Annotated in this window: 13 protein-coding genes; 8 read left to right on the forward strand and 5 right to left on the reverse strand. The window is 45.0% G+C overall.

Annotated features, from left to right (window positions below):
- The first annotated feature begins 93 nt into the window (after positions 1–93).
- Positions 94–1389 carry a phosphoribosylamine--glycine ligase gene (gene purD, locus CCZ37_RS12190; RefSeq protein WP_094500634.1) on the forward strand — a complete coding sequence of 432 codons (1296 nt, stop codon included), beginning with the start codon at positions 94–96 and terminating at the stop codon, positions 1387–1389.
- A 144-nt stretch (positions 1390–1533) separates the two neighbouring features.
- On the opposite strand, the gene CCZ37_RS12195 is transcribed toward purD, so the two are convergent.
- A complete protein-coding gene (locus tag CCZ37_RS12195) occupies positions 1534–2220 on the reverse strand; it encodes a DUF1481 domain-containing protein (RefSeq protein WP_029627224.1) in 687 nt (228 codons plus the stop codon).
- 42 nt (positions 2221–2262) lie between these two features.
- Complete coding sequence (gene hupA / locus CCZ37_RS12200; protein WP_010320328.1) at positions 2263–2535, reverse strand: nucleoid-associated protein HU-alpha; 273 nt, start codon at positions 2533–2535, stop codon at positions 2263–2265.
- A gap of 347 nt (positions 2536–2882) precedes the next feature.
- Here hupA and CCZ37_RS12205 point away from each other — a divergent pair, with 347 nt between their 5' ends.
- Together CCZ37_RS12205 and CCZ37_RS12210 are read left to right on the forward strand one after the other, a co-directional pair.
- Entirely contained in the window at positions 2883–3938 is a 1056-nt protein-coding gene (locus CCZ37_RS12205; protein ID WP_094500635.1) for a CNNM domain-containing protein, read from the forward strand.
- 129 nt (positions 3939–4067) lie between these two features.
- Positions 4068–4595, forward strand: coding sequence for a DUF3332 domain-containing protein (locus CCZ37_RS12210; RefSeq protein ID WP_094500636.1), 528 nt, complete (start codon positions 4068–4070; stop codon positions 4593–4595).
- A 72-nt stretch (positions 4596–4667) separates the two neighbouring features.
- Here the strand turns inward: CCZ37_RS12210 and CCZ37_RS12215 are convergent, their stop codons facing one another.
- Positions 4668–5270 (reverse strand): YjaG family protein, encoded by a 603-nt coding sequence (locus tag CCZ37_RS12215; protein ID WP_094500637.1) that lies wholly within the window; start codon positions 5268–5270, stop codon positions 4668–4670.
- Between the two features lie 71 nt (positions 5271–5341).
- Between CCZ37_RS12215 and CCZ37_RS12220 the strand changes: the two genes are divergently transcribed.
- Together CCZ37_RS12220 and CCZ37_RS12225 are read left to right on the forward strand one after the other, a co-directional pair.
- Positions 5342–6268: a D-2-hydroxyacid dehydrogenase gene (locus CCZ37_RS12220; RefSeq protein WP_094500638.1), complete on the forward strand. Its 927-nt coding sequence runs from the start codon at positions 5342–5344 to the stop codon at positions 6266–6268.
- 160 nt (positions 6269–6428) lie between these two features.
- Positions 6429–7664 carry a mechanosensitive ion channel family protein gene (locus CCZ37_RS12225; protein ID WP_094500639.1) on the forward strand — a complete coding sequence of 412 codons (1236 nt, stop codon included), beginning with the start codon at positions 6429–6431 and terminating at the stop codon, positions 7662–7664.
- A 66-nt stretch (positions 7665–7730) separates the two neighbouring features.
- Here CCZ37_RS12225 and CCZ37_RS12230 read toward each other — a convergent pair whose 3' ends face one another.
- Together CCZ37_RS12230 and CCZ37_RS12235 are read right to left on the reverse strand one after the other, a co-directional pair.
- A complete protein-coding gene (locus CCZ37_RS12230; protein WP_029626848.1) occupies positions 7731–9620 on the reverse strand; it encodes a methyl-accepting chemotaxis protein in 1890 nt (629 codons plus the stop codon).
- 225 nt (positions 9621–9845) lie between these two features.
- Positions 9846–11162: an MBL fold metallo-hydrolase RNA specificity domain-containing protein gene (locus CCZ37_RS12235; protein WP_094500640.1), complete on the reverse strand. Its 1317-nt coding sequence runs from the start codon at positions 11160–11162 to the stop codon at positions 9846–9848.
- Between the two features lie 668 nt (positions 11163–11830).
- Between CCZ37_RS12235 and wecA the strand changes: the two genes are divergently transcribed.
- The 3 genes from wecA to CCZ37_RS12250 all read left to right on the forward strand — a co-directional run bounded on the left by wecA (position 11831) and on the right by CCZ37_RS12250 (position 14566).
- A complete protein-coding gene (gene wecA, locus CCZ37_RS12240; RefSeq protein ID WP_094500641.1) occupies positions 11831–12916 on the forward strand; it encodes a UDP-N-acetylglucosamine--undecaprenyl-phosphate N-acetylglucosaminephosphotransferase in 1086 nt (361 codons plus the stop codon).
- 445 nt (positions 12917–13361) lie between these two features.
- A complete protein-coding gene (locus CCZ37_RS12245; protein WP_094500642.1) occupies positions 13362–14099 on the forward strand; it encodes a nucleoside recognition domain-containing protein in 738 nt (245 codons plus the stop codon).
- Positions 14099–14566: a YjiG family protein gene (locus CCZ37_RS12250; RefSeq protein ID WP_094500643.1), complete on the forward strand. Its 468-nt coding sequence runs from the start codon at positions 14099–14101 to the stop codon at positions 14564–14566. The genes CCZ37_RS12245 and CCZ37_RS12250 overlap by 1 nt, the downstream gene beginning before the upstream one ends.
- The last annotated feature ends 1 nt before the right edge of the window (position 14567 follow it).

Here is a 14567-nt window from a genome sequence, read left to right on the forward strand (position 1 = left end):
CGGGCTATGCTCCCGGGGATGGGCTCAATTGCTGCCTAGCCACATCACCCACTACTTTGAGTAAACAGTATTTATAAGATTAAGGATTTTTATATGCGAGTTTTAATCATTGGTTCAGGCGGTCGTGAACACGCACTAGGTTGGAAGGCAGCGCAAAACCCAAGTGTGGAGACGGTCTTTGTTGCTCCGGGTAATGCGGGCACAGCGCTTGAGCCTAAACTTGAGAACGTCAACATTGCAGTGGAAGACATTGCTGGTTTGGTCGCTTTTGCTCAGGAAAAACGTATTGAACTGACCATTGTTGGCCCAGAAACACCCTTAGTGCTTGGCGTGGTGGATGCTTTCCGTAAGGCGGATTTACCCATCTTTGGCCCGACGCAAGCGGCAGCACAGCTCGAAGGCTCAAAAGCCTTCACCAAAGATTTCTTAGCTCGTCATCATATTCCAACGGCGGCTTACGCTAATTTCACAGAAATTGAACCTGCTTTGGCATACGTCCGCCAGCAGGGTGCGCCGATTGTGGTCAAAGCTGATGGCCTTGCCGCTGGCAAAGGAGTCATTGTGGCGATGACGCTGCAAGAGGCCGAAGACGCGATTCAAGATATGCTCGCAGGCAATGCCTTTGGTCATGCAGGCAGCCGCGTGGTGATTGAAGAGTTCTTAGATGGAGAAGAAGCGAGCTTCATTGTCATGGTCGATGGCGTAAATGTTCTCCCTATGGCCACCAGCCAAGATCATAAACGCGTCGGCGATAAAGACACCGGCCCCAATACTGGCGGCATGGGTGCTTACTCGCCAGCTCCGGTGGTCACGCCTGAGATCCATGAACGCGTGATGCAAGAGGTCATTTATCCAACCGTTCGCGGTATGGCAGCAGAAGGCAACCCTTACACAGGTTTTCTGTACGCTGGGCTAATGATTGACGCGCAAGGCACACCAAAAGTGATTGAGTACAACTGCCGCTTTGGTGACCCTGAAACTCAGCCGATCATGATGCGGATGCAATCGGATTTGGTCGAACTCTGCTTTGCCGCTCTAGAAGGCAAACTTGATCAAGTGGAGTCAAAATGGGACCCACGCGCTTCTATCGGTATTGTTTTGGCCGCTGGCGGTTACCCTGCCGACTACGCGAAAGGGGATGTCATTTCTGGCTTACCAACGCAAGAAGTCGCGGGTGAGAAAATCTTCCACGCAGGCACAAGCAACCAAGCTGGAGAAGTCGTCACCAACGGTGGTCGCGTGTTATGCGCAACCGCACTTGGTAACACAGTTTCACAAGCGCAGCAGCGCGCTTACCAATTAGCCAAACAGGTCAATTGGGATGGCATGTTCTATCGCAGCGATATTGGCTACCGCGCGATAGCTCGTGAACAACAGACAACAAAATAACAACGACAAAGCTAGGTTATGATCCAATAAGGCGCTCATAGAGCGCCTTATTTTTATACTTGATGTTCATACTTGATGCTCATACTTGATGTTCATACGACTGTATTGCTTGGTGCTAAACCCACCAGCAAATGACGTGAATCATCACTTCAACAATTGCGGTTTTTCGACACAGCCATGATTCTCATCAGCAAGCATTAATAGCTCTTCGATATAGACACGGTTATTGCGGATTTTACCTAAAAAGGCAATGTAGTTATCCAATGATGCTAAACGACTGACCACAAAACTGGGCAGCGTTTGGTTAAATTCCATCTGCGTGTATTCATGACCCGTGCAGGTTTCAAACACTTCGCCATCCCACACTCCTTGAATCAGCTCTAACCCTTGGTTGTCTTTATTTTTGGTTTCTGAGATCAGGTATTGTGCTTGTTGCAGATAATGGGAAAGCTGCTCTTCATCGAGTGGCAGTATTTTTCCATCGACACGGTATTGTTGATAAATGGCCTCACCAGCGTCATTAAAACGTAAGTGAACCGAATAAGGTACCAGCGATTTCTTTTGTAGCTGCTCACCTTCACGCTTGAGCTCTCTTAATGTCCCCTCATCCCAACGATAATTGCTTTTATACCAACCATAATCACCGGATGCGACATAATCGGCGGCGCTGTTTGGAGAGGCTGAACGCTCGGTATACCAATAAAAACTAGTGGCATCGCCCATGGTTTGTCCGCTGGTATAATTGGAATATTGTTCAAGGCTAGGTGTATGGCTAGAGGAGCATCCCATCAGGAATGTAGAAAATAGAATGGATAACAGAATTTTTTTCATGGGAAAAATCTACGCCGAGAGAGTATCTCGGCGTAGTATAAATTATTTCACTGAATCTTTCAGCGCTTTACCGGCGACGAATGCTGGAACGTTTGCTGCTGCGATTTGAATCTCAGCACCCGTTTTAGGGTTACGGCCAGTGCGCGCTGCACGGTGATTTACTTTAAATGTACCAAAACCAATTAGTTGAACTTGGTCACCCTCTTTGAGAGCGCCTTCAACTGCGCCTAAAGTCGCCTCAAGAGCAGCTTTTGCTTGTGCTTTAGATAAGTCTGCTTTTTCAGCGATAAAGTCGATTAATTGGGTCTTGTTCATTAGGTTTCCCTTCTCATGTGTTATCGAATTGACCTCACTCTAAAACATAAAGCCCCCGTCTGGCAAAGGTTTGTCACTGATCTTTTGTCTCTATGCCGCACTTTTAACCACAATATGAGCAATAACTCACAATTTGTTACTGATTGACAAAGAATATCCGCTTGTTTTTGACGCTGTAAGCCCTTATTTATAGCGTACTTATGCTTGGATGCCTGATATATTAGGTCACTTAAGCGACCTAATATATCAGTACAATCCTACGCAGCTAGAGCCTCCAATGACCGACATTGGCATGGATCAAGCTCAACGCAGTATTGATTTGGTATAAATAAAACTAAGGAACAATCATGTTTTTGCTTACGGTTTATATTACCGTTGCCATCGGTGTCTCTTTTATCTGTTCAGTGCTTGAGGCGGTGCTGCTGAGCATCACACCAAGTTACCTTGCTCAGTTGCGCCAAAGCGCTCATCCTTCAGCTGACAAATTAAGCAAACTCAAAGCGAACATCGACCGCCCCTTGGCATCGATTCTCACGCTCAACACTATTGCTCACACCATCGGTGCTGCCAGCGCAGGTGCACAAGCGGCGGTTGTATTTGGTAGCGAATGGCTCGGCGTATTCTCTGCGGTGTTAACTCTCGGTATTTTAGTGCTATCGGAAATCGTACCGAAAACCATTGGCGCGACCTATTGGCGTCAACTTGCGCCAGCTTCTGCGGTGGTTTTACGCTGGATGGTGTGGGCGCTGACGCCTTTCGTCTGGTTTTCAGAGCAGATCACCAAACGTTTAGCGCGTCACCATGAAGCGCCCAAAATGCGTGATGAACTCTCTGCGATGGCTATGCTGGCCAATGAGAGCGGTGAGTTTGCCGATGGCGAATCAAAAATGCTCAATAACTTGTTGGCTATCCAGCACGTCCCAGCTACTCAAGTGATGACACCGCGCCCGGTTTTGTTTCGCGCCAGCGCGCAACTCACTATCGACGAGTTTCTCGTGCAACATAGAGATACGCCCTTTTCGCGTCCACTTATTTATGGCGACAGCAAAGAGGACATCATCGGTTTTGTGCATCGCTTAGAGCTCTTCAGACTGCAACAAAAGGGCCAAGGCAGTCAACGTTTAGAAGAAGTCATGAGGCCGCTTCATGCGCTGCTCAACAAAATGAGCCTATTAAAAGCGTTCGAACAAATGATGCAAAAACGGCTGCAACTGGCGTTAATCGTTGATGAATATGGTACAGTACAAGGCATTCTGACCTTAGAAGATATTTTTGAATACCTACTGGGTGAAGAGATCATTGATGAAGCGGATAAAACCACCGACATGCAGCAGCTTGCTTATCAGCGCTGGGAACGTTGGAAGAAAACACACGGCGTCATTGAAAATCGAGATGAAGAATAATCACCAATCAGCTTAAGTAAGAAAGCTTCGTTGGGAAAGGGGAATACAGATGAAAATAAGGAAAAACTGCAAATGCCATTAATAAATGACATTTGCATTTGTTAACAATTAATTGCACATAAGACGAAAATGAAAAAATACATTTTAACACTTGCAACTCCACTGGTTCTTTCTGGCTGTATTGGTAGCAATGCTGTCACTGAAAAAGTGATGACCTTTAACCTAAAAGCCGTGGATAACCGTTATGCACGTGGTGGCCTCAATATGCTTCTAGCACCAGTTTATGGTGTCGCTGTTGCCGCTGACTATATCGTTTTTAACAGTATCGAATTTTGGTCAGGAAAAAATATTATTAATGGCAAACCGCATATTTTTGATAGCAAAATGGATACCTACATCGAAGTCAATGACCAGATTCATGACTCACTAAAAACAGCACCGATTGATCCTTTAACCAATCAACGCATGATTGAAAAAGGTGAAATGCAGAAAATTGATGACAACACTATCCAAATGAATATCACCTACAATAATGGCGAGAAAGCAACGCTTATAGGCGTGCGTAACGATAATGATGTGTCTTACTATCTTGACGGTGAGCTAGTGACTCAAACCTCAATCGAAGAGTTGGAAGCGTATTTACAAACGAATGCTTAATTAGCACCTATTTAAATATCAAAAATCCGATATCGAAACAAAGATATCGGATTTTTTGTACTTAAGTCAAAGCTAAAGGCTCACGCCAATGTTGCTCACACCAATGTTGCTCACGCCTTCGTCGCGTAGCTCTTGGCGTAGGTCTTTAATCAAATCAATATCTCGCTCTACGGCTTCACGCAGAGGGCGGAAAATAGCCCACTGCACATCCCATTCGGCGCAAACCGCTTCATTTTGTTTTTGATTGTCGTTGGTGATCTCTTCGCCCGTTTGCGCTTCTTCTAACTGCGCCACTGTCAGCACCGATACCTGACTGATTTTTTGCATGTTTTCATACAGATAATCGCGATCAAGCAGGCCGTGAAGTAGGTGAGACAAAGCCACACAGGCATCAATTGCTGGGTACACAGCGTAAACATCAAAATCTTCTGAGCTTGGAATGATCTCTTCCAACTTCTCCAATTGGTTCTCGAAATTGATTTTGGCACTTTTTACCGTGAGCAATTCCCAAACACTGTCGAGAATATCTCGATATACTCGCGTGTGAGCAAATTCAGTATTGTCGCAAAACATGGCATAGTTCGGGTACATACGTTCACACAAACACGCCATAAAAGTAATTTGTTGCCAAGGTTCAAATTTCTCAAGACGAACCTGCAGAGGGTTTTGTAGCATAATCACTCAATCGCAGCAGAAAAAGACAGCGGAAGTGTACTTGATAACCAACAGGGAAAAAAGCAAAGCCGATGAACAATTTCACTCATAAACTCTATATTCTGACCGAACACAACGATATTTATCGACAAGCGATTGAACAGGCGCAGCTGAGCGGCTTAGCCATCACTGACGATCGCAGCGAAGCAACCATTTTGCTGGCCGCGCCGCCACTGGCGGCAAAGTATTTGGACGATTTTCCGCAACTGGAATGGTTGCACTGGGAATATGCAGGCGTCGACACCTTAATGTCGCCACAACTTCGTCAAGATTATGAGCTCACCAACGTTAAAGGCATCTTCGGCCAGCAAATTGCTGAATACGTTCTGGGCAACCTGATTGCACACTTTCGCCACTTTGCTTGCTACGCGCAGCAACAAGCGGCCAAACAGTGGCAGACCCACCCTTATCAATCGATCAATGATAAAACCATGGTGATCCTCGGCACAGGCTCGATTGGCAGCCATTTAGCGAAAGTAGCCAAAGCCTTTGGTTTGCACGTGATTGGCGTCAACCGCACTGGCATCCCAGCCAAAAACGGGGGTTTTGATAAAACCTATCACATTAACGAGCTTGCTACTGCCCTCGCCCACGCGGAGGTTGTGGTCAGTACGTTACCCAATACGCCGCACACCAAAGGCTTGCTCAATAAAAGTACGTTAAGTCATTGTCACAATGCATTGCTGTTTAATGTCGGGCGCGGTAAAAACCTGGTTGAGAGTGATTTGATTGCATTGATTGAAGAGGGGCACATTCAACACGCCTACCTCGATGTGTTTGAAAAAGAGCCATTAAGCGAAGATCACCCGTTCTGGACGCACCCTGCCATTAGCCTTACCCCACACATCGCGGCGGTAAGTTTTCCTGAGCAAGTAATGGAGATTTTCACTCGCAATTACCACTTGTGGCGCGACGGGTTCCAACTAGAAAACAGAATTGATTTTGAAAAAGGCTATTAGGTCAAATAGCGGTTAATAATCGGCACTAAGCCTAGGGAAACCTCGGCTCAATGTTACTATAGACACGCAAACCACTTGCCATTGCTGTCGAGCATACACTGCCTCATCCAGCACAGGTAAAACAGGAACGATATCGGCTTAATTAAACGAGGAGCAAATCATGCCTTCAGCCATCACTTCGTGGCTACAATCACTGAACATTAATTTAGAACAACTGCTGCCAATTGCCGAAGCGCTTGGGCTGATCGCGCTTATTTCTATCGTTATCCATTTAGTGCTGCACCGAGGGGTGAGCCTATGGCTACAGCGGCGCACAACCAACGCACAAGTTTTACAAAACATTCTGTTTAGCAAAAAGCTTTTCAGCCGCTTTGCCTTGTTAATTCAAGGGATTGTCATTTCAATCCAAACTCAGTTATGGCTTAGCCACGCCAGTGCGACTTACGAACTGCTGCATACATTGACCTTACTGTGGATTATTCTGTTTGGTCTGTTAAGCAGTTACGCCCTGCTCAACGTGGTGGAAACGCTACTTTATCGCAGCGCAACTAGCCGTAATATTCCGCTCAAAGGCATTATTCAAAGCATCAAAATCATCGCGTTTGTTATCGCCGCACTGTTCGCGACGTCGATTTTAATTGGCAAATCACCAGTGCTACTGCTGAGCGGTTTAGGTGCGATGACAGCCGTCATCATGCTGGTATTTAAAGACCCGATTTTAGGGTTAGTGGCGGGCATTCAGCTTTCAGCAAACCAAATGCTAAGCGTTGGTGACTGGCTCGACATGCCTAAATATGGCGCAGACGGTAACGTCATCGACATTAGCCTGACCACAGTCAAAGTGCAGAACTGGGATAAAACCATCACCACTATTCCGACTTATGCCTTGATCTCCGATTCGTTTAAAAACTGGAAAGGGATGCAAGAATCAGGCGGCCGACGCATTAAACGCAGCGTATTAATTGATGCCAATAGCATTCACTTTCTGACGCCAGAAGAGCAAAGCTACCTACGCAAAGCACAACTTTTAGAGCCCTACTTGGCCGAGAAAGAACAAGAGATCAACGCCTATAATCAGATGAGCCAACTCGATTTAGCCTGCCGTATCAATGGCCGCCGCTTAACCAACATTGGCAGTTTTCGTGCCTATCTAGAACGTTACTTGCGTAACCATGCCCAAATTCACCAAGGCATGACATTAATGGTGCGCCAACTGGCCCCCACGCACGATGGCGTCGCGCTGGAGATCTATTGTTTCACCAATACGGTCGTGTGGGTCGAATATGAAGGTATTCAATCGGATATTTTTGACCACATTTACGCCGTACTGCCTGACTTCGGCCTGCGCGTGTCGCAAGCACCAACTGGCAGTGACTTTCAAGCACTCGCAAGGTAAACATGACATTGCCTGAATTTCCTCCCCCTAATGGGGGAGGTTTAATCGAAAAGTGATCGAGAAGGGTTACAGTTTAAAGCGGTTAATTTCGTGTTGAAGCTCTTTAGATAAGCTAGAAAGCAATTCAGCTTGTTGGGAAGCTTCTTGCGCTTCTTTTGCCAGTTCATCAGACACATCGCGTATACCTTGGGTATTACGCGTAATTTCCTCTGTGACTGACGCCTGTTCTTCTGCGGCGGTTGCAATTTGGCTTGCCATATCGCTGATCGTACCGACCGCTTCACCAATTTTCACTAAGCTTTGCGCGGCCACGTTGGCATCTTCCACGCTACTTTCGGAAAGCTTGCTACTCTCAGTCATGATGTTCACAGCCTGAGTCGTGGTTTTCTGCAAGGTTTCAATCGTCTGTTGAATCTCTTGTGTCGAACTGTGCGTCCGTTGGCTGAGTACCCGAACTTCATCCGCTACCACCGCGAATCCACGCCCTTGCTCACCCGCCCTTGCCGCTTCAATCGCCGCATTCAGTGCCAATAAGTTGGTTTGCTCAGCAATGCCCTGAATCGACGACAAGATCGTATTGATGTTTTGTGCGTGCTGGTTCAAGTTCTCAATGACCTCTTTGGCTACCGTCATCTCTTTCGACAACTCACCGATCGACTGTTGAGTATTTTTCACCTGCTCAACGCCGTGGTTAGAAATTTTCACCGTATCCAAAGAGGTAGCCGCTGTATTGTCTGCGTTGCCTGCAATCTCTTGCGTTGCGGCCGCCATTTCGTTAATTGCAGTGGCCACCATGTTGATTTCATCTTGTTGCACCATAATGCGTCGGGTACGCTCATGGGCTTGCGCAGCAGTGTTTTCTGCTTGCAGTGTTAACCCTTGCGACACTTCATGGAAACGCTTGATCATGCCGTGCATATTACCGACGAACTGATTAAAGTTATTCGCCAGTGCACCTACTTCATCTTGATAACGTGGTTCAATGCGCTGCGTAAGGTCCGCATCACCGTCTGCAATTTCCGCTAATGCTTGGGAGACTCGGCCCAAGTCACGCAGTAAGAACCCAACCAATGCCGAAAATACGATCACGACCAAAATTGTAATGGCGACTGATATCGAGGTTAACTGCATAAAGAGCGCGCCAATATTGGTGTACTCCACCTCTTTATCAAGCTCAATGCCGAGCACCCAGTCCGTCGAAGGAACGGCAGTAAAGAATAATAGTTTTTCAACATCACCAACCATCACAGTTTGTATTTTATTCTCAGTCATTGAGCGGTCGATGACTTGCTGCGTTAGGTTAGGGCTATAAGAAGCTAACGGTTTGAGAATTAAATCTTTATTGCGGTGGGCAATAATTAACCCTGTATCACGGTTGACCAACATAGCGTTTGATTGTGCCCCTGCATCAATCGCAATAACATCTTTAATCAGTTGATCAATTAACACATCGGCACCGATAACGCCCCAAAACTGCCCGTTTTTCTTAATCGGCTCAGCGAGCGTTACCATCAAAGCGCCCGTGATCGCATCGGCATAGGCGGCCGTCAGTATCGGGCCAGAGCTATTTTTCGCTTCTTGATACCATCCTCTTGTCCGAGGATCATAGCTTGCGTTATTTGCGCCTCGAGATGGAATAGAACGATGCATGGTGCCTTGCTCAGTGCCGAAATAGAGTAAATCAAACTGTGCGCCTTGTTGAGCTTGCTGTAAAAAAGGCAGTGAATCTTCCCTCATTGTGTGAGGGATCACCGCGCTAATAACTTTGCTACGAACATCCAGCCACTGGGTAATCGAACTCGTTGCCGATTTCGAGATACCATACACCCTTTCCTTGATGCCACTCTCCGTTTCATCTTTCAATAAATTTGCCGACAGTAACGTCAACACCACCGCCATCACAATAACAACAAGCAAACTTGTCATTATCAACTTACCTTTTAACGATAGATTCACAACTCACCCCCATTGGTGAAATAGATTAGTTTTTTTGTAAGCATCGCCAGCAGCACAAACTTTGCACTTACACCATTTTGCACTTACACCATATTGTGGTTAAGCAACACGGAAGCGAAATCGCAAAGCGTTATCGTTTAGTTGCTAATGGATACAAATCTTTTACACCTATTAAAAGTAAGTTACTGCTATTAACAATGCAATTAACACGGCAAAACATTGCGCTCAATCTATCACCTCATAACCTAAACTGCGCAACGTAACCGCAAAAGCTTGCTTTGTTGTGGGCTCTCCATGAATCAAATGAATTTGCTTAGGCTTAGCGGCAATACCCTCAATAAAGCGCAACAAATCGGCTTGGTCAGCGTGGGCAGAATAGCCCGACATACTGTGGATCTGTGCATTCACAAGCACGTCATCACCATCGATCATCACCGAGTGATCGCCTTGCACTATTGCACGGCCCAGAGTGCCTTGTGCTTGGAAGCCCGCAAAGATCACATCGGTTCTTTTATCAGGCAACAGCGCTTTTAAATAGGCCATCACTCGGCCACCTTCACACATGCCAGACGCGGCCACCACAATCGCCGCTTCCCCTGTTGAGGCTAAACGGTTGACCAATGCTTGATGGCTTCGATGATCTTGAACGGTAATACACTGTTCAAACGCAAGCGGATGCCTTTGTGCATCCAAACTCTTTTTCGCCTCTTTTCCCCACAATTTCTTAAACTTTCGGTAAGATTTCGTCACCTGTTGCGCCATGGGTGAATCTAAAATAATCGGAATATTGCCATCAATTTCACCGCTAAAGATCAATTGTTCAATATCAAACAGCAGCTCTTGTGTTCGGCCCACACTGAATGCTGGAATTAAAATGGTGCCACCGTCTTGCAAAGAACGGTTGATGATGGCCTTTAAGCGCTGCGCCCGCAGCTGCACATTGTCGTGGGTTTTGTTCGCGTAGGTTGATTCAATCAGCAGATAATCGGCGCGAGGCGGAGAGACTGGGTCTGGCAATAACGGTGTGTTGCTGGGACCTAAATCCCCTGAAAACAGGACAATTTCATTATTTGGCAGTTTCACTTCAATAAACGCTGACCCTAAAATATGGCCCGCAGGCGTAAAGCGAAAATAAGTATTGTCTAAATCACGAGAAATACGCTGCCATACGCCATAATTCACCGGCTTTATTTGTTTATTGAGCCTTTCTAATATTCTTGTACGCTGTGCTTGCCCTAAACCAAGTTGAAGCTTTAAACCATCTTCTAACATTAACGGGAGTAATTCCGCGGTAGCGGGTGTGCAATAAATCGGCTGATGAAAACCCGCCGCTAATAACCAAGGTATACGGCCGATGTGATCAATATGCGAGTGGGTTAACAACAACGCCTGCAGATGAGTTAATGGAAAATCAATCGCCATAGGTCGGCTATCACGCCCTTGAAATAAGCCACAATCAACCAAAATCCCTTTATTCCCAAGCCTCAGCTCATGACAAGAGCCTGTGACGGTCTCTTTTCCACCGTGGTGGATGATATCCATATTCTTCTCCTAAATTTATGTTTGCTCGCATATTCTTCGGTTAAATAAACAACACAATATGGTTAATATTTCGACAGGAAGTTTTTAAGTAAAATTCAAATTGCGACGCAATCGTTAAAAGCAAAAGATATAAATAACAATACTATTATCATTGATTGTTTTTTCACCAAAAAGATAAAAACACCTAGTGAAATATTCTGAAAAAAAAATAACAAAAAATATTAATGTGTATGACATCAATTAAAAAGATCGTCTATAATGCCGTTCGGTATAAGAAACACCCTACATCGTAGGAATCTTCTTTCAAGAAATTAAGAAAAATAGTGATAAAATGTACCAATCAATTGACTTTCAAATCATGGCAACCTTTTAAAACAAGGTTATTTTAATGTTTTGATTATCAATAACCATATCGCTATTTAGGATTTTCCTTATAAAACAATAATAACAGCCAGTTGTGACCTAAAAGCAAACCAGATATAGGCCACATAAAAAACGTCACAAAGTGACAATACAAACAATAAGAACCTAATAAGCACATTTAAATTGTGATTATCGCACTTTCACGCAAAAAATAAGCATAAACAGCACCATTACATTAAACAAAATAGAATACTGATGTCGCTCTCTCTGCATTAGCTATTCATAATTTATAAGTTGGCTAAATAATGGCGATAGAACTATCATTTATTTTCTTCTCGTCCTTCACTACGCTTTTTGCCATGAGAAAAGTGGCGAAAAAAGTAGGACTGGTTGATAAACCTAATGCTCGCAAACAGCATGAAGGGCTAGTACCACTGGTTGGTGGGCTCTCGATCTGTATTGTTTTACTACAGTATTTTCTGTTTAGACAAGACATCATGCCCCACAGTAACCTTTACCTTATTTCGATATTAGTGCTTACCATAGTCGGCGCATTGGATGATCGATTCGATTTAAGTGTTAAAACTCGCATGATTATTCAAGCGTTATTGTCGCTACTCATGATACATCAGACGGGTATTTCTCTCGATAATCTAGGGAATATATTGGGCACTGGCACTATTAACCTTGGTTATTTTGGCATCGCTTTGACTGTCGTTGCCGTGATTGGGGCTATTAATGCCTTTAATATGGTGGATGGAATTGATGGTTTATTAGGCGGGCTATCCGTGGTCACATTCGGCGGCTTAGCCATTTTGCTGCATGTCGATAGCCAGCATGGCCTTGCGTACTTATGCTTAGTGATCACAGTGGCGATGGTTCCTTATATTTTTATGAACTTAGGAATATTCGGCAGAAAGCGCAAAGTTTTTATGGGTGATGCGGGAAGCATGCTAATTGGTTTCACGGTTATCTGGTTATTATTAGGTGTAAGCCAAACAACGGCCAAACCCTTAATGCGCCCCGTTACAGGTTTATGGTTAATTGCCATTCCATTAATGGATATGGCCGCAATTATGATCAGAAGAATTCGCCGTGGCTCTTCTCCGTTCAAACCAGATAGAGAACATTTACACCATATTTTCCAACGTTTAGGTTTAACTTCCCGCCAAACCTTGTGCGTTATTTGTTCATTTGCCTCTCTATTTGCTGCATTTGGTATTTATGGTGAAGCAAATCAGTTGCCTGAAAGCATTATGTTCTTCTCGTTTATTATTTGTTTTTGCATTTACAGCACACTACTGAACTACGTTTGGCTCATTACGACTTATTTCAGAAAATTACGTGGCATGCCAGAAAAAATCTTTGAAGCTCAAAACAGCATTAAGTGATGAAATACTGAGCAAATCACAAAAGAGGTGGCTCTTAGCTCATTCTCGTTGAAAGACATTCACGTTGAAAAAAAGATAATAAAAAAGGCCTATTATTGAATAGGCCTTTTTATTGCAAGGTCGGTAACATTCCGGCCGCATAAACATCTGCACAGTGCCAATAATTATCACGATGTAGACCGCGCAGTGCAAGATCCGACGAAATCATTTGTCGGATTGATATCATTTGTCGGATTGATAAAGAAGTCGCAGGGTATCGATATAGATGAATATACCTAATTTCTAGCACAAATTTTTATTTTCTTTCAAATGTGATTGAAATCATAAAACAAAACTTCATAACTGAGTCGCCAGAATGTTCGGCAGGCGGATTGATTTTGATCATATCTCTAGCACATTATTCAGGTGAACATATGTGCCCTGTCCCACATGTGTAGGTAATGTTATGAAAAACCCTGTTCAAACCGAGCGCAAGGTTACGCTGGGGTGCTACGTTGCACTGGCGTTTGCGGTCGTGTTCTTTTCTGGCCTCATGCAATCGAACGAATGGTATGGCGTATTTGATTTCACCACGTTGAATGGATCTTTCGGCAAGGTGGCTTATGGTGTCACCGAAACGGCTGACGGTGTACAAGTGGCAACAACGTCGCTTCGTGGTACTGGTGGTAGCGGTGCTCGTGACGGTTTCATTTTTGCACTGACTTTGATTCCTACCGTTATGTTCGCACTGGGTATGATCAATGTACTTGAGCACTATGGTGCACTAGAAGCGGCACGCAAACTACTAACGCCACTTCTTCGCCCAATGATGGGCATTCCGGGAAACGCTGGCTTGGCTCTTATCGCTTCGCTGCAAAGTACCGACGCGGGCGCGGCGATGACTCGTCAGCTTAAAGATGAAGGTCACCTCACCAAACGCGAAACCGATGTGTTCACTATGTTTCAGTTCACCGCAGGTGCCACCATTGTTAACTTTTTCTCCTCAGGTGCGGTGCTGTTTACGCTGACGATGGCGGATGGCTCTCTTGCCGTAACGTCTTCTATTGGTTTAGCGGTTGTGGTGATGTTCTTGTTTAAAATCGTGGGTGCGAACTTATTCCGTCTCTACCTAAACATCACAGAAGGTAAAGAAGACAAGCAAGAGCCAAAAAAATCTGAGAACTTAAAAGAGGAGACGGCGTAATGAGTGACGTAAAAATAAGTAAGCCGATGGTGACGGATATCTTCGTTGAAGGCGCTAAAAAAGGCTGGGTTATTGCGACAACATCAACCGTACCTAACGTTCTTATGGCGTTTGTCATCATTAAAGCATTGCAGATTACTGGCACGCTGGATTTGATGGGCTCAGTATTTTCTCCCGTAATGGCGGTGTTTGGTTTGCCAGGTGAAGCGGCAGCAGTGCTGATTGGTGCTTGGATGTCGATGGGCGGCGCAGTTGGCGTGGTTATCACATTGTTTGACCAAGGCATCTTGAATGGCACACACATCGCGATTCTTGCACCTGCCATTTACCTAATGGGCTCACAGGTTCAGTACATGGGTCGTATTATGGGGCCAATCGGTACTGAAGGTCGTTACATCCCAATCATGATTGCAATCTCAGTATTGAACGCATTTGGCGCAATGCTCGTCATGAACTTGTTTGTTTAAG

It is taken from the genome of Vibrio qinghaiensis (assembly GCF_002257545.1).
Classification (GTDB): domain Bacteria; phylum Pseudomonadota; class Gammaproteobacteria; order Enterobacterales; family Vibrionaceae; genus Vibrio; species Vibrio ordalii.

Bases quoted from the DNA above. Each gene is read 5' to 3' on its own strand.
- CCZ37_RS12225 (WP_094500639.1), top strand. From the start codon at position 6,429: ATGCCTTCAGCCATCACTTCGTGGCTACAATCACTGAACATTAATTTA.
- CCZ37_RS12235 (WP_094500640.1), bottom strand. From the start codon at position 11,162: ATGGATATCATCCACCACGGTGGAAAAGAGACCGTCACAGGCTCTTGT.
- CCZ37_RS12210 (WP_094500636.1), top strand. From the start codon at position 4,068: ATGAAAAAATACATTTTAACACTTGCAACTCCACTGGTTCTTTCTGGC.
- wecA (WP_094500641.1), top strand. From the start codon at position 11,831: ATGGCGATAGAACTATCATTTATTTTCTTCTCGTCCTTCACTACGCTT.
- CCZ37_RS12245 (WP_094500642.1), top strand. From the start codon at position 13,362: ATGAAAAACCCTGTTCAAACCGAGCGCAAGGTTACGCTGGGGTGCTAC.
- CCZ37_RS12215 (WP_094500637.1), bottom strand. From the start codon at position 5,270: ATGCTACAAAACCCTCTGCAGGTTCGTCTTGAGAAATTTGAACCTTGG.
- CCZ37_RS12250 (WP_094500643.1), top strand. From the start codon at position 14,099: ATGAGTGACGTAAAAATAAGTAAGCCGATGGTGACGGATATCTTCGTT.
- CCZ37_RS12220 (WP_094500638.1), top strand. From the start codon at position 5,342: ATGAACAATTTCACTCATAAACTCTATATTCTGACCGAACACAACGAT.
- hupA (WP_010320328.1), bottom strand. From the start codon at position 2,535: ATGAACAAGACCCAATTAATCGACTTTATCGCTGAAAAAGCAGACTTA.
- purD (WP_094500634.1), top strand. From the start codon at position 94: ATGCGAGTTTTAATCATTGGTTCAGGCGGTCGTGAACACGCACTAGGT.
- CCZ37_RS12195 (WP_029627224.1), bottom strand. From the start codon at position 2,220: ATGAAAAAAATTCTGTTATCCATTCTATTTTCTACATTCCTGATGGGA.
- CCZ37_RS12205 (WP_094500635.1), top strand. From the start codon at position 2,883: ATGTTTTTGCTTACGGTTTATATTACCGTTGCCATCGGTGTCTCTTTT.